Genomic DNA, 23,944 nt, shown 5'->3' with positions numbered 1-23,944 from the left:
ATATGATTATTGCAACTATTATGGTGTATATGTCAATGTTATTTGGCAATCCCAACTTTTATGATTTTAAGTTTACGACACTTGAAGGTCAAGAAGTGAAAATGTCCGATTTCAAGGGAAAGAAAATATTGATCGTGAATACAGCCTCGAAATGCGGTTTTACAAAACAGTACAAAGATCTGGAGGAATTGCACAAAACCTATGGCAATAAGCTCGTCATTATTGGCTTTCCGGCAAATAATTTTGGACAACAGGAACCGGGGTCAAATGCGCAGATTCAAGAGTTTTGTGAACAAAATTATGGTGTTGATTTTCTAATGGCCGAAAAGGTCGATGTAAAAGGAGATCAAATTTCACCCTTGTTTAAGTATTTGACCGCTCAGGAGAATCCAGATTTTAAAGGTGAGATCAAATGGAACTTTGAAAAGTTTTTGATCGATGAGAACGGTAAACTTGTCCATCGTTTTCGTTCAGCGACCAATCCGCTGGACCCAGCTATTGTCAACTGGGTAGATAACAAGAAATAGAAAAAAACAATAAAATAAAAAAGCTGCAAAATCTGCAGCTTTTTTATTTTATTGTTGTCCAGTCGATTCGAGGGCCTCTGGTTTCCCCATAAGGCTTAGGGACAAGCTTATAGTTTATGGGTTGGCTTTTGTTTATTTGATGTAAACTGTTGCCTATTTGATATATGCATCGTACAAGGCTACTATACAGTCTTTGAGCAAAGGATTGAAGTCATCGCTGTCGGGAATATTGCAGCCATTAGTTATCACAATAAATCCATATTTCTTTGCAGGGTCGAAAAACAGAGCGCTATATAGTCCATATGCCGAACCGGTATGTCCTGTCAGAGTAACGCCGGGGACAATTTTTGCATTGTTCATAATCGCTAATCCATAGCCCGATTCTTTATTCACAGCTGTCTGCATAATTTTCGCATACTTTTTAGGGATGATGTTTTCCCCCTGACTATGGCCGTAATTCATATGCATCATCATGTATTTAGCTAAATCTAAGGCAGATATTTTCATTCCACCTGTCGGAGAAAGTACAGGAGTGCTATATCCCAAGATGTACTGATTGAGTTCTTCCCGACGTGGATTATAGGCACTCGGCTCTTCATGGGGATTTCCCTTTTCATCAAAGGCATATAAGGGAACCAATCTTTTCTGATCCAAGGAGTCTATGCAGTAACCACCATATAGATTGAGCGGTTTGAGGATATGGTTAACAATATAGCTGTCGACACGTGTATTGGTCAGTTTCTCTAGAACCGCTCCTGCCATATTAAAATTGAGATTACAATATTGGTATTGTGTGCCGGGTTCATAAAGGTTGTAGGAATCTTTCCAATTTGGGTTCTTGGATGGATTGATTACATCTAAGTTGAAATAACCGTTTTTATCATTGACGCTGGACGTATGGGAAAGGATCATGCGGACTGTGATTTTTTTGTCTGGGAAGTTGGGATTTCTGATTGGAAACCCAATCAGATCACCAAAGTCGTCATCCAGTTTGCATCGGCCATCTGCTATTAATTGCATCAATGATGTTGCGGTGAATGACTTTGAAATCGAAGCAATTCTAAAGAGGTCATTTTCTCCGAGAGCTGTTTTGGTTTCCAAATTTTTGTAACCATAATTTTTGTGATATTCAATTTTATTGTTTTTGACGACGACCACACTGAGCCCTACGGTATTATACCGACGCATAATTTCTGTGAGATCATGGTCGACCTGTATCTGCTGGCCCAGCAAAAATGTGGGAACGAATAGAAAAATAAAGACGGAAAGTAAGAGCTTGTGCTTTCTCATTGAATTGATTAGTTGGTATGTTAGTTATGGTATAAATGTAAGGAAATCCTGATGATTAATAGATATAGTTACGATGATTCAGCTAGATATCATAGCCGCTATGCGGCTGAATAATTCATTTATTATAACAATAAGCTATTTTTATTTAAAACTATTCTAAACAATAATATAATATCGTATGTTTGCGCCGACAAATAATTTTTACGAACTCACAATTTATTAACATGAAAAGAACTTTTCTAGGACTTGTTTTAAGTCTAGGATTGGTAGGAGCAATTCATTTGGATGCATCGGCGCAAAGTAAGGGGATACATGGCCGTGTTAAAACCAAAGATGGTGCACCAATTGAATCAGCTACAGTAACCATAGTTTCTTTAGGTAGATCTACTTCGACTTCTGGTGATGGAAGCTTCCATTTCTCTAATCTTCCAGATGGAACCTATACTATTCGGATCAAAAGTATCGGAAATGGAGCTGAGGAGCAGACTATCGAGGTTAAAAATGGAAAGGCGACAGCCATTAATGTTGCTTTGAATATTTCTGAATCTCAATTGGAACAAGTAGAAGTGGTGGGCTACAACTCGCATAACAGCAAAACAGTTAATGTCGGTAAAGCAGGTATTATTGACCGGGATTTGCCGCAGAGTGTACAAATTATAAACGAACAGGTGATTGCGGATCAACAGGTTAATCGCCTGAGTGATGCGTTGAAAAATGCAAACGGTGTTGCGATGGGAGCGAATCGTGGCGGGGTAAATGAAAACTTCTACGCCAGAGGGTACAGTTTAGGTTCAAATAACATATTTAAGAATGGTATTCGGACAAATAATGGGGCGTCTATTGAAGCCTCTACTTTGGAATCTGTTGAAATACTGAAAGGTAGTGCGGCTTTACTTTATGGCGGGGTAACTGGGGGCGCTGTTATTAATATGGTAACTAAAAAGCCTAAATTTAATTATGGAGGAGAAGTAAGTTTTCGAACAGGAAGCTACGATTTTTACAAACCAACTATTGATGTCTATGGCCCTTTAAGTAATAATGTCGCATTTAGAATTATAGGAACCTACGAAAATGCCAGAAGTTTTAGAGACGTTGTTAAGAATAACCGAACGTATGTAAATCCTTCTTTATTGATAAAAGCATCGGAAAAAACAGAGATTGAAATAAATGGTGATTATTTGAAAGCAAGTAATACACCGGATTTTGGTATTGGTACGGTCGACGGAAAAATCGATCAGGCAATTGGACGAAATAGATTTTTAAATACAGTTTGGGCATATAATAATATTGAACAGACTAATTTCCAGACAGCGTTAAACCATAAATTTAATGACAATTGGAAGTTAAATATCGCATTGGGGGCACAGTCTTACAATAGAGATTATTATGGCGCTGAAAGGGTTCAGATTCAGGCGAATGGAGATCTGAATATTGCCTTGAATAAAACAAAATCAAAAGAAATCACGACCAATCAGCAAATAAATTTAACAGGAAAATTTTACACATCAGGGATTAAACATAATTTGTTAGTTGGAGGTGATGCAGATCAGTCTGATACGAAAAACTTTACTTATAATATTTCTAGTGCGGGCAATGTTTTCGGCTGGGATGGAAAAACAAAAGTCTACGATCTTATTAATGTTTTTCATCCTGGTGGCGAACGTACAGATATACCTGATGCCTCATTTAAGAATTCGACAAGAACAGAAATCTATAGATCTGGTGTGTTTGTTCAGGATTTAATCGAACTATCTGAAAAATTTAAAGTTCTTGCAGGAGTAAGGTATACTTATCAGAAAACTCCAGAATCAAGGGTGCTTGATGATAAGGGAAATCAAACGATCACACCGAACAAGCCGGAGGGACCTAAAATTGACAAGGCTTGGTCTCCGAAATTTGCATTGATATATCAACCAATTAAAAGCTCAAGCATTTTTGTTACCTATGCAAGTAATTTTGAAGCAAATACAGGATATGATCGTGACTATCGCTCCTTAGGGCCTTCGATAATTGATCAATACGAATTTGGAGTCAAGAACGAATTTATGAATGGTCGCTTAACGGCTAATGCATCGGTTTATCGAATCAAAAATAACAGGTTTGCTCAAGCTGTTATTTCAGAGGATGGATCTATCAAAGATAATCAGATGAAGGAATTTACCGGAGAGACAACTTCGGATGGGGTTGAAGTTGACTTGCGTGGACAGCTAGTAAAAGGACTAAATATTATTGCCGGCTATAGCTATAATTTTAGACGGTATACGAAAACAAGTGATATGGGCAATGCAGAAGGCGAGAGACAGGTAGGGTCAACTCCACATACCGCTAATGGAACCGTGTTTTATACCTTTCAAGATGGATCAGTAAAGGGGGTGAAATTAGGTTTCTCTGCTTTTTATACAGGCCGTCGCAATGCGGGGTGGAACAATACCAAAGCGAATATCAGAGACGGCCTAAATCGTTTGATATCAGTTAGTCCATTCACAACAATAGATTTTTCAGCTGGTTATGAGTATAAAAACTGGAGTATCCTGGGTAAGTTATCTAATATAACCAATGCGTTCAACTACTATATCCATGAAAACTATAGTGTGAACCCGATTCCACCACGTAGTTTTATGGCAACTCTAGCGTATAAATTCGAGAAGAGGTAATATTGCGCTTTAATCCATAAAAAAAACGGAGTTAGCATGTCGCTGACTCCGTTTTTTTATACTGGAATTTCAATAGATGCTTCTTTAGGACGCATTGAAATCCAGATACTCTTTCTGGATACAGGTTATAAATTCGCCTAATGCACTGTTTTTACTTTTTATATTAGAGACCAGGATCACTTCTGTTTTGCTATCCATATCTTCAAGCTTCATGATTTTTAGGTTTAAATGCGGGTATTGTTTGATGGTGGAATAGGGGACGACCGCCAAGCCCAAACCTTGTGACACTAGCTCAAGGATGGAAGACATCGAATTGCTCTGGTGTACAATCTTAGGTTCGAAGCCCATGCGATTACAGGTGTTAATAACAAGCCTGTGATATTCGGAAGCGTATTTCTGATTGAAAGAAATGAAACTTTCATTAAAAAAGTTGATCGCATTAAATTCCACCTGTGAATGACCTACAATCACCATCGGGTCTTCGAAAAGAGAGGTGGTCAGCAATTCATTTGAATAAATTGGAGCGCGCATGATGCCTAGATCCAATTTTCCATTTTCCAAAGCCAGCTTTTGCTTCTGTGTCGAAGTTTCAAAAAGACTAACCCGTAAGTATGGAAACTTTTGTTGAATTTGTTTCAATACTGTGGCAAGCATCTTTTTTGGTGTTGAACTGATATAGCCCAGTTTGAATTCTCCAGAGATATTGTTGTGAATCTGTTTGGTGATCGTTTTACTGTGCTCGATATTCTGTAGGATTTCCATAACCTCCTCCAAAAAGTATTTACCTGCTTCCGTTAGCTCGACGCGTTTGTTGGTCCGGAAGAAAAGAATAACACCTAATTCGTCTTCTAGATCTTTAATCTGCCGGCTTAATGGGGGCTGGGACATAAATAAGCGTTCTGCTGCTCGGCCAAAATGAAGCTCTTCGGCTACTGTTTTGAAATAAATGAGATGTCGGATTTCCATCGATACTTTTTTGGTATGAATTGATGACAAAATAAATATTTTTAATGAATTCCAGTTAGTCCTACCTTTAAATTATTAAAAATTAATGGATGAAATACCCGACGGACAGTAGATATTGCTGTAGGGGGGAATCTATCTGAACTTTAGAGAATAAACAATTTACAGATGAACAAAGCTACACTACAGGAGATTGAAACACGGTTTGACAATGATGTCGAACGGTTCTCAAATTTAGAAACAGGTCAAGCAACCACATTGGATGCGGTATGGAATATGGAGCTTATTACGGATGCTATCGTCAGTCTTTATCCAAACGCTCAAAATATATTGGACATTGGATGTGGGGCAGGCAATTACGACGTAAAACTATTGCAAAAAATGCAGTCTAATCCAAATGTTAGTCTGTTAGACTTGAGCCAGCCTATGCTAAATAGAGCAAAGGAACGCGTTGAAAAATTAACCAACGGAGAAATTCAGTTGATTAAAGGCGATTTTCGTGCTGCTGCTTTGGAGGAAAACAAATTTGATGTCATTATCGCAACATCCGTTTTACATCACCTTCGAGATGATAAAGATTGGGAAAATACGTTTAGCAAGCTATTCCGCTTATTGAGAAACGGAGGAAGTCTGTGGATTTTTGATCTGATTGAACAAAATAATGAACAGCTTCAAAAACTAATTTATAGGGAAAAATATGGAGAATACTTAGCTGACCTGAAGGATGAACAGTACCGTGATCATGTTTTTGACTATATTGAACACGAGGATACACCAAGATCGCTGATTTATCAACTAAACTTATTGACACAAGTTGGATTTAAAAATGTTGATGTTTTACACAAAAATCTTTGTTTTTCTTCTTTTATGGGATTCAAATAAGGTTTGGAAAACGAGTGTCAAATAAATAAGGCGATACGGGGAGTATCGCCATAAAATCACACTAACTATTAAAAAACCTATAGGACTAGGAATTTACAAATTCAATAAACCAATGTATGTCTCCATCCCACGCTCCTCTACTTTTATTCCTCGTCACATGCGAGATGTCAAATAAATAATAAAATGTAATTATTAAGGTCAATACTTTAAAAAAATCAAGTATTTCCATTGGTTTACGTAAAGATATGTCTTTATTTTTTAAATACAAATAAAAATGATGAAAATTGAAAAATTATTATTACTTGACTGTTTTTAAGAATTCTTCCCAGGCGATTTGATCTGTTTTGAAGGTCAAATCTGCCGTTAAAACCGATTCAATTGGTACCCATCGAAAAGACTGAAGCTTATTATCTTCAGGTCTCTGATCAGGATCGAAATCAAAAGCTTTGGTAGTCGTTCTGATCTGAATAGCTGAGGTATTCTTTACCTGATAATAAATCGATATGATTTGGCTATCGTTAAAGCTGGATTTCTCATAAAAGTCTGTGGTGTAAATATGTTTAACCACAGCAATGTCAAAATCACATTCTTCCTGATACTCCCGGATCAAAGCATCCAATAAGCCTTCCCCGTATTCTAAGCCCCCACCAGGGAATTTGGTAAATGAAACATTTTCCGTTCTTTCGTCGCTGATCAATACTTCTTGGTTTTCATTGATCAATATTCCGTACACTCTTACGTTAAATGGAAACATGGGTTAATGATGTTTGTATATATTTAGTTTCTGTTTTTTACAGTGGCATAAAACCATTGTCTACTGCAAATTCATCCAATCCGATATAGGAATAATGTCTGGGAAGAAACCAGCCTATTGCTTCCATGATATTGGTAAATTCTTTTTCAGTCCTGAATTGATTCGCAACGATATTGAATGCCAAATCTTGTGAAGCATTTTCTTCATCTTTATAATTACGGGCAAGGAGCATCACCTTTGCGTTCTTTACGCCATAATAATCCAAAAATTCACGTAATTGGGTGCGGACAGCTTGTGGAAGAATCGTCTCGGCAGGTTGCCCCACTAATATTTCTTCATCTTGGCCGATAATCGTTTGTTCATTTTTCTTTGAGAAAACACTATCATCTGTATAAAACTCTTCGTTTAAAAAGTAGTTAACCAAGTCGCCATAGGTGAATACCCAGTCGGGGTTTTCATTTTGTGTATTGATAGCAATACCAAAGCCTTTTGGCAACACGTAATCCTTAAGCCGATTTTTAATGACAAAAGCCTGAAAATTCTGATCTTTCGGAACACTTTCAAGTTGGAAATAAGGAAATCCGTCAGGCCCAACAACCACTTCTGTTTCTGCTAATTTTAAGGTGCATTCAGCAATATTGGCCAGAAATATATCACGCCACTCTTCATCCCGCTCTTCAAAGGGAACTTCCATCAGGCTATTTATTATAATCGTTTTTTCCAGGTCTCCCAATCGATTATCATTGGCATTGTTGCTATCGTCAAATAAATGTATTGTATTCATCTCGGATTGTGATTTTTTGATTTGCTGGTAAAAGTAAAAGAATATTTATTAATTAACGACGTTTTCTTGATTTCGAAGCGCCTTTTCGTTGATTGTTTTGGCTACTGGAAAGCATTTTCTCCCAGCTTAATAAATAAGGATGTTGATCATCAATTTTAATTTGCCGTTTTAAGGATAACTGTAATTTTATCCACTTTTCATTATCCTCTGCATCGCAAAAGGTAAACGCATTTCCCGCCGCTTCCGAACGACCTGTTCGACCAATTCGATGCGTATAGAGCTCAGGGCTATCTGGAATCTCGTAGTTGATGATAGCCTCTAAGTCCGGAAAATCTACCCCTCGAGCCAAGAGGTCCGTCGCAATTAATACACGTACCTCTTTTTGTCTGAACTTATCAATAATCTCTTCTCGTTTTTTCTGTGCTATATCGCCATATAATGCCGAACAAGAAATGCCGTGTCGATCTAGATCTGTTGCGATCCGTTCGACTGCATGAACTGTTCGCGTGAAAACAATTACCTGTCGTGAGACACGGTTCTCAAGGAGATAACGGAGAAGATTCTTTTTATCATTTTTATCGACATAGAGTACAGATTCTTCTATTTGGCCTTTTTTGACCGTTGCTTCTAGGTTGATCTCGACGGGGTTACTTAATCTCTTTCGAACAATTTTTTCGATTTCAAGGGTTTTCGTTGCTGAACTGAAAATGGTTTGTCTCTCAGCGGGCAATGTGCCGATAATTTTATTGAGTTCTTTCGTGAAACCAAGATCCAACAATTGATCGAATTCATCTATCACCAAGGTATCTATCGTTTTTAGATCGATAACGCCTTGTTCAATAAAATCTAGCAAACGTCCTGGAGTAGCAAGGACCATATGGGCTTTCGGATAAACGTCGAGTTGACTTTCATAAGTTCCGCCACCATAGAAGCTGGCGATAGTCAACCCCATGCCATCGATAAGGCCTGATATGCGCTGTTTGGTCTGTATACAGAGTTCCCGTGTAGGAAGGAGTATAAGGACCGATAAGTGGTCTGCGGTAATCTTGGTTCGTAAGCGCTGAATAATAGGGATAGCGTAAGCCTCCGTTTTTCCCGTGCCGGTTGGGGCAATCGCCAAACAGTCTCTACCTTCCAAAATGGCAGGGATAGCTATTTCTTGAATAGGTGTAAGCGAAGAAAGCCTTTGTTTTTCAAGATTAGCGGTAAGGATTTTATCGAGTTTAAGTGCTGAAAAATTCAAAATAATGAATGTAAAACCCAAAAATAAAAATTAAAAAGGACAATGGTGTTTTTGCCTGCTTATTGGAATTAAAAATCTGTAAAAATTAGGATTTTTTGTCAAAAAGTACTAATTTGAGAAATTAGAATATTCTATTTCAAATCTGAATTATTGATTATCAATTTATTTGATAAACACCAATTATATAGAATAATATTTTTGTTAAATTTGTTGAAACAAAAAAGAATATGTTTGATACTGCATTTGACCAAAACAATGAATCTATTTCCACTTTGAGCTTTGACGAGTTCAAAAAGATTATTGTGAATGATTATCGAACTGCCTTAGAAAGTCGTTACGTGAGTTTATTGGGACGTAAAGAAGTGCTTACAGGTAAGGCTAAGTTTGGTATTTTTGGCGATGGAAAAGAATTGGCACAAATCGCGATGGCTAAAGTTTTCAGAAATGGGGACTGGCGGTCGGGATATTACCGTGACCAAACATTTATATTTGCTTCTGGCATCAGTGATGTCTACCATTTTTTCTCTCAATTATATGCCCATCCCGATGTCGAGGCAGATCCTTCTTCTGCAGGAAGGCAAATGAACTGCCATTTTTCGACGCGTGTTGTGGACGACCAAGGGAACTGGTTGGATCAAATGGTTCAGAAAAACTCGTTTTCAGATATTTCGACCACCGGTGGTCAGATGGCAAGATTGCTGGGCTTGGGCTTGGCTTCTAAGTTGTATAAGCAGAATAGAAATTTAGACTATCTATCTTATTTTTCAAATAAAGGAAATGAAGTTGCATTCTGCACTATTGGAAATGCAGCTACTTCTGAAGGTGTATTTTTTGAAGTCATTAACGCCGTAGGTGTTCACCAGATTCCAACAGTGATTTCTATTTGGGATGATGGGTATGGGATATCTGTGCCCAATGAAATTCAAACAACAAAGGGAGATATCTCAGAAGTTCTCAAAGGTTTTCAGAAGGAAGAACTGACAAACGGAATCGAGATATTCAAAGTGAGGGGATGGGATTATGCAGGTTTATGTGAAACCTACGAACAGGCCGCCCAAATTGCTCGCGAGAAACATATTCCATGTTTGATTCATGTGACCGAATTGACGCAGCCTCAAGGACATTCTTCTTCAGGTTCACACGAAAGGTATAAATCGCAAGAAAGATTACAATGGGAAACTGACTTCGATTGTATCGCGAAAATGAAAGAATGGATCTTAAGTTCTGGTATTGCTACCATAGAAGAATTGGATCAATTGGATCAACATGCTAAAGATCATGTTCGTCAAGAACAAAAACGAGCTTGGACCGATTATATTAAAACGTTGAGCATCGAAGCTAGGGAAGCCATTGATTTACTTCAGGGTATTCCAAATGAGCGGGCTGATTTTGCGTCAAAGAAATTACAATCGATGGTTGAGCCTTCTTTGAAGGAAGTTTACGGCCAGGTTCGTAAGGTATTGCACGAGCTTAAAGGTCAGCATAGCGAAGGGCGCCAGCAATTATTAAATTGGTACAAAGAGAAGCAAGAACTGAATGAGAAACGTTATAATTCAAAATTATTTACAGATGGTGTAGATTCACCTGCTCATGTGACGGTCGTACCTGCAGCTTACAGTGAAGAAGCTAAAGTGGTCGACGGACGTGAGGTCTTAAATCTATGTTTTGAAGAGAACTTTCGACGTGACGAAAGACTATTAGCGTTTGGAGAGGATGTTGGTAAGATTGGAGATGTGAATCAAGGTTTTGCAGGTTTACAGGAAAAGCTTGGTGTGCATCGCGTATTTGATACAGGTATTCGGGAGAATTCAATTATAGGAAAAGGACTTGGTTTGGCAATCCGTGGACTTCGCCCAATTGCTGAGATCCAATACCTGGATTACCTGATCTATGGTATTACGGTAGCAAGTGATGATTTGGCAAGTTTAAGTTACCGCACCTTTGCTGGTCAGAAAGCACCATTAATTATTCGTACACGTGGCCATCGATTGGAAGGTATATGGCATTCCGGCTCGCCTATGTCTGTAATCTTAGGATCCTTGAGAGGTTTGCATGTATGTGTTCCGCGTAATATGACACAGGCAGCAGGTATGTACAATACGTTGTTCCGCTCTGACGAACCGGCTATCGTTGTCGAATGTCTGAATGGGTATCGTCTAAAAGAACGTCTTCCAGAAAACGTTGGTGAATTTACGGTACCAATCGGTTATGCCGAATGTGTTAAAGAGGGAAGCGATATTACTGTAGTATCCTATGGATCAACTTTACGTGTTGTTGAAGAAGCAGCCGTGGAATTGGAACGTTTGGGGATATTCATCGAAATTATTGATGCGCAAACATTGCAGCCTTTTGACAAAGGAAAACTTTGTGCCGAATCGCTTAAGAAAACAAATAAACTGCTTATTGTAGATGAGGATGTGCCCGGTGGGGCTTCAGCTTTCATCTTACAAGAGATATTAGAGAAGCAAAATGGCTACTACCTATTAGATAGTCAGCCGAGAACACTGACTGCAAAAGCACATCGCCCACCATATGGTTCCGACGGAGATTATTTCTCGAAGCCATCTTCTGACGATGTTGTCGAGACAGTGTATGCAATTATGCATGAAGCTAATCCAGAAAAATATCCATCTATGTTTTAATAGATGGATATCTTTTTTGCTTCACTAAGCTAAATATTCCAGCGAGTGGAATGAGATCTTTTCTTAATTGAATATACTCGCAGCGCCAATCATAGCTGCTTTTTCACCAAGTATTGCTGTATAAATTTGAAATCTTTCAAATTCTTTTCGGTCACCAATGAAAATAGGTAGCGCCTTGGCGATATTGCCACCGACGATAAATATTTCAGCAGAATGTTTCTCTGCGAAGAACTGCATAAAATCAAAGAGATGTTTAGCATATTCATCTTTGATGATTTGAAATTCCTCAGTTTCCCGATGATGATCTAAAATATCCTTAAGTCCCGTAACGTCTTTTCCTGCTACTTCTTTGAAACGTTTGATGAACCACCGTGTGACAAGAAATTCTTCGAAAATACAATCTTCGTAAGGGCTGTTCCATAGGGCGGCATCAAAGGCCTTCTCACCTTGATTCCATACCGCAGATCCAAGTCCAGTACCCAACGTAATTCCTAATATGCGCTTGTTTGTTTGCAAGTTCTGTACGAATATTTCACCTTGTAGGAAGGCTGCTGCGTCATTGATAAAGTGGATAGACGTAGGCGGAAGTTCCAGTTCTTCAGCTAAAAGCGTTTTGACATCCTTGTTGTACAGATTGTCATACTTGCTTTGTCCCTGTATCTTAGATATTCCATTTTCGTAGTCAAAGGGTCCCGGCATGGCAATGCCGATGAACTGAATAGGAGCAGGAGAGGTGGCTATGATATCGCGTATAGCTGATGCCCAGGTTTGTAAAATCGTTTTAGCATCTCCTTGAGAAAAAACGTGGTTTCTGGCCACGTTTTCTAAGTATATATTCCATTGTTTTGTGTCAATGATACAGGCAGAAATATGTGTGCCTCCAATATCAACACCTACGACATAATTATCTTGCAGCATGTTTGTAACTTTGATTTTTAAGTAGATGATCCGCGATTACAAGTGCTGCCATAGCTTCCACAATAATTACTGCTCTCGAAACAACACAAGGGTCATGTCTTCCCTTGCCACTTGCAATAGCAGGGTTGCCATGGATATCCACTGTTTCTTGATCTCTCATGATAGTGGCAACAGGCTTAAATGCTACTTTGAAAGTAATATCCATACCATTTGAAATACCGCCCTGAATACCTCCAGAGAAGTTGGTATGTGTGTGCACTCGATTTAAATCATGGTCATCTGCTACAAATATATCATTATGTTCGGAACCTCGCAACTCCGAACCTGCAAAACCTGAACCATATTCAAAACCATGTACCGCATTGATGCTCATCATTGCTTTTGCAAGGTCTGCATGGAGCTTATCAAAGACCGGTTCGCCTAATCCAACAGGAACATGTCTGATGACAGCCGAAATACGTCCACCAACGGTATCACCTGCTTTTCTGACCGAGTCGATAAACTCAACCATTTCATTTGCTGTTGCTGGATCTGCACAACGTGCAATATTAGCTTCCCGCAATTCGAGCAAAGCTTTGAGGTCTTTGGTATCTACATTTGGTGCCTCGATGGTACCTACCCCCGAAACGTGAGCAAAGATTTCGATGCCAAATTGATTCAGGAAGCTTTTTGCTACTGCACCAGCAGCTACACGGGCAGCAGTTTCTCTCGCCGAGGACCTTCCACCACCACGATAGTCACGTATACCATATTTCATCTGATAGGTGAAATCAGCATGTGAAGGTCTGAAGATATCTTTGATATGGGTGTAATCTTTCGAACGCTGGTCTTCATTTGGAATAACAATTGCTATTGGTGTTCCTGTTGATTTACCCTCGAATACGCCAGATAAAATCTGTGCGGTATCACTTTCTTTTCTTTGTGTCGTGATCTTAGATTGACCTGGTTTCCGTTTGTCGAGCTCAGACTGGATAAATTCCTCGTCTATTGTTATATTTGAAGGGCAACCATCAATAATTACACCTATAGCTTTGCCGTGTGATTCGCCGAAAGTGCTAATTCTGAATAAATCGCCAAATGAATTTCCTGCCATAAAAATTAAATTTCAATAAACTTAGATAAATTTGCCTTTAAATGCAATTCTAAAGCACCAGACTGAATACAAATTTATGGATCTGTAACTCGCAGATGGCCTAATAGACTACATCACAATTTTTTGTCCCAGGCTAAAAGGCTGTCTGGGAGAATGTATCATAAAACAGAGATTAATGTTGATCTTAATCCCTGTTTTTAATATGTTAATCAATTACAAAAGCTTGCGTTTGTAAATGTTTCCAAAAATCAGGATATGATTTTTCTACAACTTGAGGTTCGGCAATCTTGATTTGGTCAAAAACCAATGCCAGCGGTGCGAATGCCATCGCCATGCGGTGATCCTCGTACGTGTCGAAGGTGACATCTTCAGGCTGATATACCTGTGCTGTTTTCAGGTGATAGGTAGCACCGTCTTCAATCAATTCAGCACCGAACTTTGCGATTTCGGTCTGCAATGCCGCAATACGGTCGGTCTCCTTAATCTTTAAGGTTTCCAGACCTGTAAAGGAAACATCACGTTTTAAAGCAGCTGCGACAACGACTACTGTTTGCGCAAGATCTGGACATTCTTTAAAGTCGAACAACGTTTTGTCTGAATTGATTTCTTTTTTAGTTAAATGCAATCCATCCGATTCAAAGCTCGAATAAACACCAAAATGTTCCATAATGCTTGTGATTGCAATATCGCCCTGTAAACTATGTTGTCTTAGTCCGGGCAATACGATCGAGGCATGTGCATCAGCTAGTGCAACAATAGCATACCAATAGGATGCTGCGCTCCAATCTGGTTCGACATATATGGTTTGCTTTTCAAATGCTTGCGGCGCAATTTTAATCGCATTCTCGGTCCATTCATGTTGGATCCCGACACTTTTAAGCATATCCAAAGTCATGGATACATAAGGTCTGGAAGTTAATTCGCCTTCAATCTCTAATGTAAGTCCCTTTTTTAATGCCGGAGCAATTAATAGTAGGGCCGATATATACTGACTGCTAATATTTCCCTTAATCTTAACACGGTCTTTTCCTTGAAATAATCCGCCTTCAATCTTCAAAGGAGGATAACCCACCTTTTTTTCATAATGGATTTCGGCGCCAATTTCTTTCATGGCATCGACCAATATCCCAATTGGGCGCTGTTGCATGCGCTCTGTCCCTGTTAGGATAAAATTGCCTTTAACAAGGTTGAGGTAAGCTGTAAGGAAGCGCATAGCTGTTCCTGCAGGGCCTATGTCAATTGTATTATAACCAGGTTGCGGTTCTGACGCGATTTGTAATACGCGGTTTAGAGTAACCGTATCTGCAGCCTCAGAGAGGTTGGCTATCTCAACTTGTCCTTTGCTCAGCGATTGGATAATAAGAGCACGGTTGCTCTCAGATTTTGAACCTGTGAGTTGGACCGTGCCCTGTATCTTTTTTGAAGGATGCGTCAGCGTGATGACTTGTTGATTCATTATGCTTCTGCTGTTGGTTGCTCTTGCGTATTCATGACCGCATTTTGTTTGCGGATAGATTCGTTGTGAATTAATTCGAGGAATTTTGTTGCAAATTCGCTACCCAAAGAAAGCGCTTCCGCTAATTTTGTGCGTTTTTGAACAATTTCATCCCAACGGTTAACTTGCAAAATTGTTACGTTGTTATCGCGTTTGTACTCGCCGATTTTCTCAGCAATTTTCATGCGTTCACCAATTTTTTGGATGATCAAATCATCTAATTTGTCAATGTTGCTGCGCAATTCTGCTAATTTATCTTCGAATGAAGGGTTATCAGAAGCCGCTTTACGTAATGTCAAATGGTCGATCAAATCGGCTAATGCAGCTGGCGTTACTTGTTGTTTTGCGTCAGTCCAAGCGACAGATGGATCAATATGTGATTCGATAATCAATCCTTGCATATCCATATCCATTGCTTTTTGTGCGATGTATGGTAACAATTCGCGGTTTCCACAGATGTGACTTGGATCGTTGATGATTGGTAGATTTGGACAAGCAGTTTTTAACTGAATCGCTAAATCCCACATTGGTTCATTACGGAATGCTGTTTTCTCGTAAGAAGAGAAACCTCTATGGATAGCACCTAATTTTTTGATGCCAGCGCGGTTGATACGTTCCAATGCACCGATCCACAACGATAAATCTGGGTTTACAGGGTTTTTTACAAATACTGGAATATCTACGCCTTGTAAAGCATCAGCAATTTCTTGTACAGTAAATGGATTGGCCGTTGAACGTGCACCTACCCATAGTACATCCACGCCAGCAGCCAAAGCTTCTTCGACGTGTTTTGCTGTAGCAACTTCTGTAGCAGTTAATAAACCTGTTTCTTCTTTCGCTCTTTTCAACCACTCCAAACCAATTGAACCGATACCTTCAAATTCTCCCGGACGAGTACGTGGCTTCCAGATACCAGCACGTAAAATATTTACTTTTCCGGTATTTGCCAACAAATGCGCTGTCGATACCAGCTGCTCTTCTGTTTCTGCACTACAAGGGCCTGCGATAATTAAAGGTTTGTCTCCTGTGTCCAACCAAGATTTTAAAGGAGTGATGTCTAATGTATTTTTCATGTTAAGTTTGATTATCTATTTTAATATTGTATGCGTAAATTGTTAATTATAGTTTTTCGTTTTTGACATACTCGCCCATAATATTGAAATTGACACTATGTTTGAGTACTTTACGTATTGCTGCTTCGTAGTCGGTTTGTTTTTTCCATTCTACATCAACGAAAAAATCATATTCATTGCGTTTTCCGATTACCGGCATCGACTGAATCTTGCTCAAGTTGATGTTCTGTTCAGCAAAGCATTGTAAAATAGTCGCCAGAGATCCTACTGTATTTCCTGTTTGGAAAGATAATGATGCTTTATTGGCATTCTTATGTTCGACAACCTCATTAGATAATACGAGGAAACGCGTTGCGTTCTTTTTATTGGTTTCGATTCTCTTTTCTAATATTTCAAGACCATAGATTTCAGCAGCCAATGTCCCTGCAATTGCCGCAGTATCCGTTAATTTTCGCTCCGCAATCATTTTCGCAGTTGCAGCGGTATCAGATCCCTCGGTTATACGTACACCTTCAAGTTCAGAAAGAAATTCTTCACATTGGCGAATGGCAATTGGATGCGATTCGATGTGTTTAATATCCTTTAATTTAACGCCTGGCAATACCATGAGATTCTGTTGGATGTTTAGGTAAACTTCCCCAGTGATATGGAACTTGTAATCTCTTAATAAATTATAATTCGGTAATAGACTTCCCGCAATTGAATTTTCGATCGCCATAACGATATAGTCGACTTTTCTTTGCTTCAGCAATTCACAAGTTTTTTTAAATGAATCACATTCTACAATTTCAACTTCTCTTCCGAAAAATTTAAATGCGGCCTCTTCATGAAATGAAGCCTTTGCTCCCTGTATTGCAATTTTTAAACTCATTGTTTTTTGTTCGCTATGTTATCTCCAAAAAAAAGAGTCCCGATCATTTGAACCGGGACTCTTCTTGTTTGTATTTTTTATGATTTATACACAATCTAATCCCGGCTCTTATCTTTAAAATAAAAGAAGTTAAAATAGAAATATGTATATGTTCTGTTCATCCTGTTGTTGTTTGACATTTCAAATGTACGAATGTTTTTGAAATATCAAAGAAAAAAATAATTTTTTATTATAAATATTGAGTTGATTTAATGATTTTTTTATGTGTTTTTATATGATTTTTTTGATTAATTTTTAGTGGTTTATTTGTAATTTTTTTAAAGTGTTTATTTTTCTTTAATATTAGTATTTTGTTGTTTTTTAGTTGTTTAAGATTTTGTTTTGTTGCTTTTCTTTTATAATAAATTATGTTTTTGTGTTATTTTTTATGTTAAAAATAGCTCTGTTTTTATGTGATTTTTTTGTTGTTTTTTTGTGTTAAATTTATGTGTTTTTAGTATTAATATTTCGGTTTATTTTGACTGTTTTGTTAAAAAAGTATTTTACTACCTTTGGGCAAACGCTGGATTTTATGCTAAAACGAAGTAATTTTTATGTATGTGTATGTATGATCTGTTTTTTATTGACAGGTTTTACTTTTAAAGGAGAGGAAAAAGAAGCGAGGGTAAAGCGCGTTATCGATGGCGATACCTTTGTCATTGAAAATGGAACCTCAAAAGGGGAGAAAGTTAGGCTGATAGGGGTAGATGCCCCGGAAACGAGACGGACAGCACGCAAGGAAATCGGTTACTATGGTCAAGAAGCAAAGCAGTATTTAACGACGATGTTAAACGGGAAAAGTGTGAAGTTGGTCTTTGATGTAGGGAAACGGGATCGGTATGGAAGACTTCTTGCCTATGTGTATATTGGAAAGAAATTCGTCAATCGGGATTTGGTTGAACAGGGTTATGCAGTATCCTATACGCTAGCACCAAATGTACAATATGCAGATTTATTTGTAAAATTGGAACGTCAGGCTCGTCGGGAGAAACGTGGCCTTTGGAAATAAATGAATTTTGAATCATGATTTTTGTTTTATTAAGTGTCATCTGCAGCGTCACCGTTGCTGTTTTATTAAAATTGGCAAAACAAAATGGAGTAGAAACTAAACAAGTTATTGTTTGGAATTACCCCATGGCGGTGGCGCTGACCTATTTTGTATTGCAACCGGATCTAAAATTGCTCGTATGGGATGCTATGCCGGTTACGTTGTATATGAGCCTGGCGATATTACTTCCGGGAATGTTTGTTTTTATTGCCTTGTCCATTCGCTATAGCGGTTTGGTTAAGACAGAGATTGCACAGCGCCTATCGTTGTTCATTCCCTTGCTTGCATCATTTTTCTTTTTTCATGAAAAAATGGAAGGACATAAGATGCTGGGAATAGCCCTTGGTTTATTAGCCATCCTGTGTTCTATTGGCTGGCAAAAGAATCAGCATGTTAGCTCGGCAGATAGCCGTTATAAAGCGCTTTATCCGCTATTGGTATTTATCGGTATGGGTATAATAGATATACTCTTCAAACAGGTTGCCTTGCATGTTAATATACCTTATATCAGTTCCATGTTTATTATCTTTGTGATGGCGATGTTTATTGCCATGGTGCTGTTGCTGTATTTCCTTTTTGTGGAAAAGCAACGTTTTTCAAAGCAAGCTGTAGGATATGGATTGGTTTTGGGAGTATTTAACTTCTGTAACATCCTATTCTATATGAAAGCACATCGTGAGCTACCAGACAATCCATCAGTCGTATTTACTGGGATGAATATTGGTGTGATCTCATTGGGCGCTCTAATTGGCGTCTTATTTTTTAAAGAAAGGTTATCATTATTGAATTATTTAGGCATAGCGCTTTCTATTGTTTCAGTTTTAATCATAGCATATCTATGAGTTTATTTGAAGATACTTACCGGACTATTGATGCAAAATACGAGGGAATTTTTAGGGATAAAGGCAGTAAATTTATTGCTTATGCTTTTCCATTTAAATCCGAAGACCAATTAAAAGATCTGATCTTGGAAGTGAAAGCGATTCATCCGAAAGCGAGACACCATTGTTGGGCTTATCGTCTCACGCCAGATCGTGCTGTCTTTCGTGTGAATGATGATGGAGAACCGTCGGGGACAGCAGGACGCCCAATTTTGAACGTTCTCCTGTCGATGGATGTCACCAATGTTATCGTGATTGTCGTTCGCTATTTCGGTGGTACATTGTTGGGTGTCCCAGGTTTGATTAATGCCTACAAATCAGCAACGCAAGATGCTTTGACCCAAGCAGAAATTATCGAGCGTACAGTGAATGACCATTATGGTATTACCTTTGATTACCTCCATATGAATGATATTATGCGGATCATAAAGGAAGAGGGCGTCGAAGTTGAAAAGCAGGAATTTGATAATCAGTGTTATTTGGAGTTTGAAGTCCGAAAAATGCAAGTCAATCGAGTTGTTGATCGGTTTTCCAAAATAGAAGGTTGTCAGTTAACTTATTTATATACGATATGATCAACGAATCGGAATTGATTTTAAACGCAGATGGCAGTATATATCATCTGAATTTGTTGCCGGAAGATCTGGCAAGTACAGTAATTACGGTCGGTGATCCAGACCGTGTAGCGAAAGTCTCGAAGTACTTTGATCGTATTGAACTCAAAAAAGGGAAGCGTGAGTTTATTACGCATACCGGTTATCTCGGAAATAGACGGTTGACGGTAATCTCAACAGGTATAGGTACTGATAATATAGATATTGTGTTGAATGAACTGGATGCGCTGGCAAATATTGATTTTGCCAATAGAACCGTAAAGACTTCGCTGACTTCATTGGATATTATTCGCATTGGAACTTCTGGAGCTGTACAACAAGATGTTGAGATGGGAACTATTTTGGCCTCTGCGTATGGAATAGGTCTTGATGCATTGATGAACTATTATCAGGGATCTTACGACGGCGAGGAGCAGGCGTTTCAGGCAGAATTAGCTGAATATTTTTCCGCATTAAACCTATATCCCTACGTTGCGAAAGCTGGCGCAAGTCTTCTGGATCGAATTGCCTTTGATTTACCGAAGGGAGTCACGTTGACTGCGCCCGGATTTTATGCTCCCCAAGGAAGGACTGTTCGCTCAACTAATACGATTCCCAATTTTATAGACTTGATCAATTCCTTTCAATATAAAGGTCAGCGCTTCACCAACCTGGAAATGGAAACAGCCGGGATTTATGCATTGGCTAACATGTTTGGGCATCAGGCTTTATCCATCAATGCAATCTTGGCAAGTAGGGTAGATGGCCGGTTTTCTTCCGCCCCTGAAGAAGTTGTTGATAAAGCTATACAGCTCGTTTTGGAGCGTATTTAACCGTTTGTCTGAGGCAAGGGAGTCTTTGGTTTTTTCTCAATTGATGCAGTAAAAGAGTTGAGAAGAACTAAATAAGGGTACAAATAGAAAAGGAGTTGTTTTTAGACAACTCCTTTTCTATTTGAATCAAATTTAAGCATGATAAACAGTAAAATGGTGAAACTCCATAAAGATGAACCACCGTAACTGATAAAAGGCAGCGGAATCCCGATAACCGGAACGATACCTATGGTCATACCGATATTGATAAATAAGTGAAAAAAGAGGATGGACGCTACACCGTATGCATATATCCTGGCGAAGGCTGAACGCTGTCGTTCGGCTATATGAATAATGCGTAGGAGTAAGGTGAGATAGATAAGTAATAAGGTAACCGATCCAACAAAGCCCCACTCTTCTCCAACGGTACAGAAAATAAAGTCCGTGCTCTGCTCAGGCACAAAATTGTATTTCGTTTGGGTTCCCTGTAAGTAACCTTTGCCTAGAAGCTGCCCCGATCCAATGGCAATCTTCGACTGATTCAAATTATATCCTTTGCCTTTGGGGTCTTCCATTTTACCCAGGATAATGTCAATACGGTCGCGTTGATGGGGTTGTAGCACATGTTCATAGACTAAGTCCACACAGAGAACAAATACAGCGCAGGCTGCAAAAAGTATACTTAGATTGATAATGTATTTCCTTCTCTTGCGGTAGTTCCACATGACAAGGCCAATGAGCAATGCTAAAATCAAGATAAGTATCCATGGGTTGACCAATAAAGCAAGGACAAAAAGTAAAATGCAGAGACCGCCAAATATAAGTAGCTCATTATTTACGTAGCCCTCACGGTAAAAGACAAAAATCAACGAGAAGAAGGCAAGGGCAGATCCCGTATCGGGTTGTAACATAACCAAAAATACAGGGAATAAGACAATACCGGCTCCCATTGCCAGCGTCTGCATAGTCGGAGCTTTATTACTTTGAGAACTTAAAAAGTTAGCCAAGAGCAGACAGGTTGAAAGTTTTGCAAACTCAGAAGGCTGTAAGCGGAAAAAACCTAAGTCAATCCATGCCTGATTTCCGCCGACATTTCGCCCTACAACGAGTACGATGACAAGCAATACAGCCGTTATACCATAAAATATCGGTGAGGCAGAACTGAAAAATTTAGCATCGATGATCAGAATGGATACCCCTAGAATAATTGCGGAAACAAGATATAAAGACTGTTTTCCATAATTTGTCCCTAAGGTAAAGAAATTAGGCATTTCAGGATTAAACACAGCTGCGCGGATATTGAATAAGCCAATTAAACATAGTGCAAGCCAAAGCGTGATGGTTAGCCAGTCTATCTTTCCAAAGAAACTAGTTTTTTGATTATTCATATCTTCTCTTTATCTCGCTATGGTGAACAATTGTTTCCTTTGGTTTTGTTAAAGCTGCCAACTGGCGTTTTGATTTTAACGTGTCGGTTTTCGATTTGACTGAGTCTGTCTTTTTTACATCTTTAGTCTTTGGATCCACAACTTTTTTGGGTGCAGGAAGGAAATTCGCTTTATAAATGCGGTCCTGAATATATTTTGGTGCAGTTATCGTGTCCTTGAGGTATTTCTCAACCATCATACTTGCGATAGGTCCTGCCCAGGTTCCCCCGTAACCCGCATTTTCAACAAAGACAGCAATGGCGATTTTAGGGTTTTCTCGCGGCGCAAAGGCAAAGAAAACGGCATGGTTTTCACCATGGGGGTTTTGTGCTGTACCTGTTTTTCCGCACATTTCGATGCCCGGGATACGATTGGCCCAAGCGGTACCTTCGGGCGTATTGACAGCATCACTCATCCCTTGGATAACAACAGGATAATACCGCTCATCCACGCCGGCACTGACTTTTTCGGTAAATTCCTTCTTGGCAATTTTCTGTGCGCCAATACCTTTAATCAAATGGGGTCTGTAATAAAAACCTTTGTTGGCAACGATAGCCATAATATTGGCCATTTGCAAGGGGGTTATACCCATTTCCCCTTGTCCAATAGATAAGGAGATATTGAAACTTGAACGCCATTTATCGTTACCATAGCGTTTGGTATAAAAATCTGACGTAGGTAGTAAACCTGGTTTTTCACCCGGCAGATCAATGCCTAGTTTATGACCGATTCCAAACTGTGTTACTGCATTGCGCCATAGATCGTAAGCCTTAGGTCCCGAAAGCCCACGTCCGTCGATCATCTTAGCATAGGTAAATCCATAGTAGGTATTACATGATACAGCTACAGATCGCTGTAGTGTAGTTGACCCATGATAGTGCGTACAGCCCATCCAGCCGCGCCCACCACCATAGCTATAGCCATGCGGGCAGAAAAATACCGTATTGCGATCAATAACACCAGCCTGCTGCGCAGTCAGTGCCGAAACGACTTTAAATACAGAGCCTGGGGGGTAAGAGGCTTGAATAGGACGGTTAAAAAGCGGTTTGGTGTCGTCTTTCAATAATTTCATATAATTATTGCCAGACTGTCTGCCGACCATCATGTTTGGATTGTAACTCGGACTACTTACATACGCTAATATTTCACCTGTTGCAGGTTCAATAGCGACAATGGACCCCAATTTATTTTTCATGAGGTTTTCCCCTAGAATCTGGAGGTCCTTATCCAAAGAAGAAACCAGTCCTTCCCCTGCAACAGCAAGTGTATCGTATTTTCCCTCCATAAATACCCCTTTCGGGCGGTTCAGCGCATCAACCATTAAGTTGTTGACGCCACGTTTTCCGCGAATAAGGTCTTCATAAGAACGTTCTACCCCACTGCGACCAATATAGTCACCACTACGATAAAACCCATTGGAGCGTTCAATATCTTTATCATTTACCTCACTTACATAACCCAAAAATTGAGCCGCTATGCTATCGGGATAACTTCTGATAGTTCTTTTTTGGACATAGAAACCACGAAATTGATATTGGTATTCCTGATATTGAGCCCATGTCCGTACAGAAAGCTGTTTTTCAAAAATGGATGCACGGTAAGGGGAGTGTACTCTTGCCTTTTCCATCCGTTTGATGAAGCCTTCCTTGTCAATGTCTATCAATTTGCAAAACAAAGCGGTGTCGATTTCTTTCACCTCACGTGGAGTAACCATAAGGTCATATACGGGTTCGTTTTGAACTAGCACCTTTCCCTTTCGGTCCAATATAACCCCTCTGGCCGGGTACACAATGACCTTGCGCATGACATTGCTGTTTGCGGAATGTATATAGGAATCGTCTATGATCTGTAAATAGAATAAGCGGGCCACCAAGGTCAATGTGATGGCAATAAAGATTCCTGAAACGACGTACTTACGCGCAAAAAAACTGTTCATAGAAATGAATTTCTATCCA

20 protein-coding genes are annotated in these 23,944 nt (G+C 39.1%); 8 read left to right on the top strand and 12 right to left on the bottom strand.

The window, feature by feature from the left end; all coding sequences use genetic code 11:
• Positions 1 to 2 precede the first annotated feature (2 nt).
• A complete protein-coding gene (locus AB1Z56_RS15740) occupies positions 3 to 527 on the top strand; it encodes a glutathione peroxidase (RefSeq protein WP_313268687.1) in 525 nt (174 codons plus the stop codon).
• Between the two features lie 153 nt (positions 528 to 680).
• On the opposite strand, the gene AB1Z56_RS15735 is transcribed toward AB1Z56_RS15740, so the two are convergent.
• Positions 681 to 1,817 (bottom strand): serine hydrolase domain-containing protein, encoded by a 1,137-nt coding sequence (locus AB1Z56_RS15735; protein WP_426789615.1) that lies wholly within the window; start codon positions 1,815 to 1,817, stop codon positions 681 to 683.
• Between the two features lie 224 nt (positions 1,818 to 2,041).
• Here AB1Z56_RS15735 and AB1Z56_RS15730 point away from each other — a divergent pair, with 224 nt between their 5' ends.
• Positions 2,042 to 4,471 (top strand): TonB-dependent siderophore receptor, encoded by a 2,430-nt coding sequence (locus AB1Z56_RS15730; protein WP_426789614.1) that lies wholly within the window; start codon positions 2,042 to 2,044, stop codon positions 4,469 to 4,471.
• 84 nt (positions 4,472 to 4,555) lie between these two features.
• Here AB1Z56_RS15730 and AB1Z56_RS15725 read toward each other — a convergent pair whose 3' ends face one another.
• Positions 4,556 to 5,437, bottom strand: coding sequence for a LysR family transcriptional regulator (locus AB1Z56_RS15725; RefSeq protein WP_309364067.1), 882 nt, complete (start codon positions 5,435 to 5,437; stop codon positions 4,556 to 4,558).
• Between the two features lie 165 nt (positions 5,438 to 5,602).
• On the opposite strand from AB1Z56_RS15725, the gene AB1Z56_RS15720 reads away from it, so the two are divergent.
• Positions 5,603 to 6,316 (top strand): class I SAM-dependent methyltransferase, encoded by a 714-nt coding sequence (locus tag AB1Z56_RS15720; protein ID WP_426789613.1) that lies wholly within the window; start codon positions 5,603 to 5,605, stop codon positions 6,314 to 6,316.
• A gap of 298 nt (positions 6,317 to 6,614) precedes the next feature.
• Here AB1Z56_RS15720 and AB1Z56_RS15715 read toward each other — a convergent pair whose 3' ends face one another.
• From AB1Z56_RS15715 to AB1Z56_RS15705, 3 genes are read right to left on the bottom strand one after another with little or no spacing between them, the layout of a single operon-like run.
• On the bottom strand, positions 6,615 to 7,070 hold the full coding sequence (locus tag AB1Z56_RS15715; protein WP_075993991.1) for an NUDIX domain-containing protein: 456 nt from the start codon (positions 7,068 to 7,070) through the stop codon (positions 6,615 to 6,617).
• 37 nt (positions 7,071 to 7,107) lie between these two features.
• On the bottom strand, positions 7,108 to 7,854 hold the full coding sequence (locus AB1Z56_RS15710) for a hypothetical protein (protein WP_309364073.1): 747 nt from the start codon (positions 7,852 to 7,854) through the stop codon (positions 7,108 to 7,110).
• Positions 7,855 to 7,906: 52 nt separating this feature from the next.
• Positions 7,907 to 9,097 carry a DEAD/DEAH box helicase gene (locus tag AB1Z56_RS15705; protein ID WP_426789612.1) on the bottom strand — a complete coding sequence of 397 codons (1,191 nt, stop codon included), beginning with the start codon at positions 9,095 to 9,097 and terminating at the stop codon, positions 7,907 to 7,909.
• A 227-nt stretch (positions 9,098 to 9,324) separates the two neighbouring features.
• On the opposite strand from AB1Z56_RS15705, the gene AB1Z56_RS15700 reads away from it, so the two are divergent.
• Positions 9,325 to 11,739: an alpha-ketoacid dehydrogenase subunit alpha/beta gene (locus AB1Z56_RS15700; protein WP_426789611.1), complete on the top strand. Its 2,415-nt coding sequence runs from the start codon at positions 9,325 to 9,327 to the stop codon at positions 11,737 to 11,739.
• A gap of 63 nt (positions 11,740 to 11,802) precedes the next feature.
• Here the strand turns inward: AB1Z56_RS15700 and AB1Z56_RS15695 are convergent, their stop codons facing one another.
• The 5 genes from AB1Z56_RS15695 to AB1Z56_RS15675 form a co-directional block, all read right to left on the bottom strand.
• Positions 11,803 to 12,657: an ROK family protein gene (locus AB1Z56_RS15695; protein WP_309364079.1), complete on the bottom strand. Its 855-nt coding sequence runs from the start codon at positions 12,655 to 12,657 to the stop codon at positions 11,803 to 11,805.
• Positions 12,644 to 13,750: a chorismate synthase gene (gene aroC, locus AB1Z56_RS15690; RefSeq protein ID WP_046671826.1), complete on the bottom strand. Its 1,107-nt coding sequence runs from the start codon at positions 13,748 to 13,750 to the stop codon at positions 12,644 to 12,646. The genes AB1Z56_RS15695 and aroC overlap by 14 nt, the downstream gene beginning before the upstream one ends.
• Before the next feature lie 205 nt (positions 13,751 to 13,955).
• Positions 13,956 to 15,206: a 3-phosphoshikimate 1-carboxyvinyltransferase gene (aroA, locus tag AB1Z56_RS15685; RefSeq protein WP_426789610.1), complete on the bottom strand. Its 1,251-nt coding sequence runs from the start codon at positions 15,204 to 15,206 to the stop codon at positions 13,956 to 13,958.
• The gene (locus AB1Z56_RS15680) at positions 15,206 to 16,318 is read right to left on the bottom strand and encodes a chorismate mutase (RefSeq protein WP_312340207.1); all 1,113 of its coding nucleotides are present in this window, start codon (positions 16,316 to 16,318) and stop codon (positions 15,206 to 15,208) included. The genes aroA and AB1Z56_RS15680 overlap by 1 nt, the downstream gene beginning before the upstream one ends.
• Before the next feature lie 46 nt (positions 16,319 to 16,364).
• Positions 16,365 to 17,189, bottom strand: coding sequence for a prephenate dehydratase (locus AB1Z56_RS15675; protein WP_046671823.1), 825 nt, complete (start codon positions 17,187 to 17,189; stop codon positions 16,365 to 16,367).
• A gap of 607 nt (positions 17,190 to 17,796) precedes the next feature.
• Here AB1Z56_RS15675 and AB1Z56_RS15670 point away from each other — a divergent pair.
• From AB1Z56_RS15670 to AB1Z56_RS15655, 4 genes are read left to right on the top strand one after another with little or no spacing between them, the layout of a single operon-like run.
• Entirely contained in the window at positions 17,797 to 18,237 is a 441-nt protein-coding gene (locus tag AB1Z56_RS15670) for a thermonuclease family protein (RefSeq protein ID WP_426789609.1), read from the top strand.
• 14 nt (positions 18,238 to 18,251) lie between these two features.
• The gene (locus AB1Z56_RS15665; RefSeq protein ID WP_426789608.1) at positions 18,252 to 19,118 is read left to right on the top strand and encodes an EamA family transporter; all 867 of its coding nucleotides are present in this window, start codon (positions 18,252 to 18,254) and stop codon (positions 19,116 to 19,118) included.
• Positions 19,115 to 19,732: an IMPACT family protein gene (locus tag AB1Z56_RS15660; protein ID WP_088162769.1), complete on the top strand. Its 618-nt coding sequence runs from the start codon at positions 19,115 to 19,117 to the stop codon at positions 19,730 to 19,732. Before AB1Z56_RS15665 ends, AB1Z56_RS15660 begins: the two co-directional genes overlap by 4 nt.
• Positions 19,729 to 20,583, top strand: coding sequence for a nucleoside phosphorylase (locus AB1Z56_RS15655; protein ID WP_426789607.1), 855 nt, complete (start codon positions 19,729 to 19,731; stop codon positions 20,581 to 20,583). Before AB1Z56_RS15660 ends, AB1Z56_RS15655 begins: the two co-directional genes overlap by 4 nt.
• Before the next feature lie 101 nt (positions 20,584 to 20,684).
• On the opposite strand, the gene rodA is transcribed toward AB1Z56_RS15655, so the two are convergent.
• Together rodA and mrdA are read right to left on the bottom strand one after the other, a co-directional pair.
• A complete protein-coding gene (gene rodA / locus AB1Z56_RS15650) occupies positions 20,685 to 21,950 on the bottom strand; it encodes a rod shape-determining protein RodA (RefSeq protein ID WP_293907951.1) in 1,266 nt (421 codons plus the stop codon).
• On the bottom strand, positions 21,943 to 23,925 hold the full coding sequence (gene mrdA, locus AB1Z56_RS15645; protein ID WP_426789606.1) for a penicillin-binding protein 2: 1,983 nt from the start codon (positions 23,923 to 23,925) through the stop codon (positions 21,943 to 21,945). The genes rodA and mrdA overlap by 8 nt, the downstream gene beginning before the upstream one ends.
• Positions 23,926 to 23,944: the final 19 nt, after the last annotated feature.

Source organism: Sphingobacterium sp. WOUb80 (assembly GCF_050058145.1).
In the GTDB taxonomy this organism is placed as follows: domain Bacteria; phylum Bacteroidota; class Bacteroidia; order Sphingobacteriales; family Sphingobacteriaceae; genus Sphingobacterium.
The sequence above is the reverse complement of the archived record's forward strand: the minus strand, read 5'-3'. Positions and strand labels throughout refer to the sequence as shown.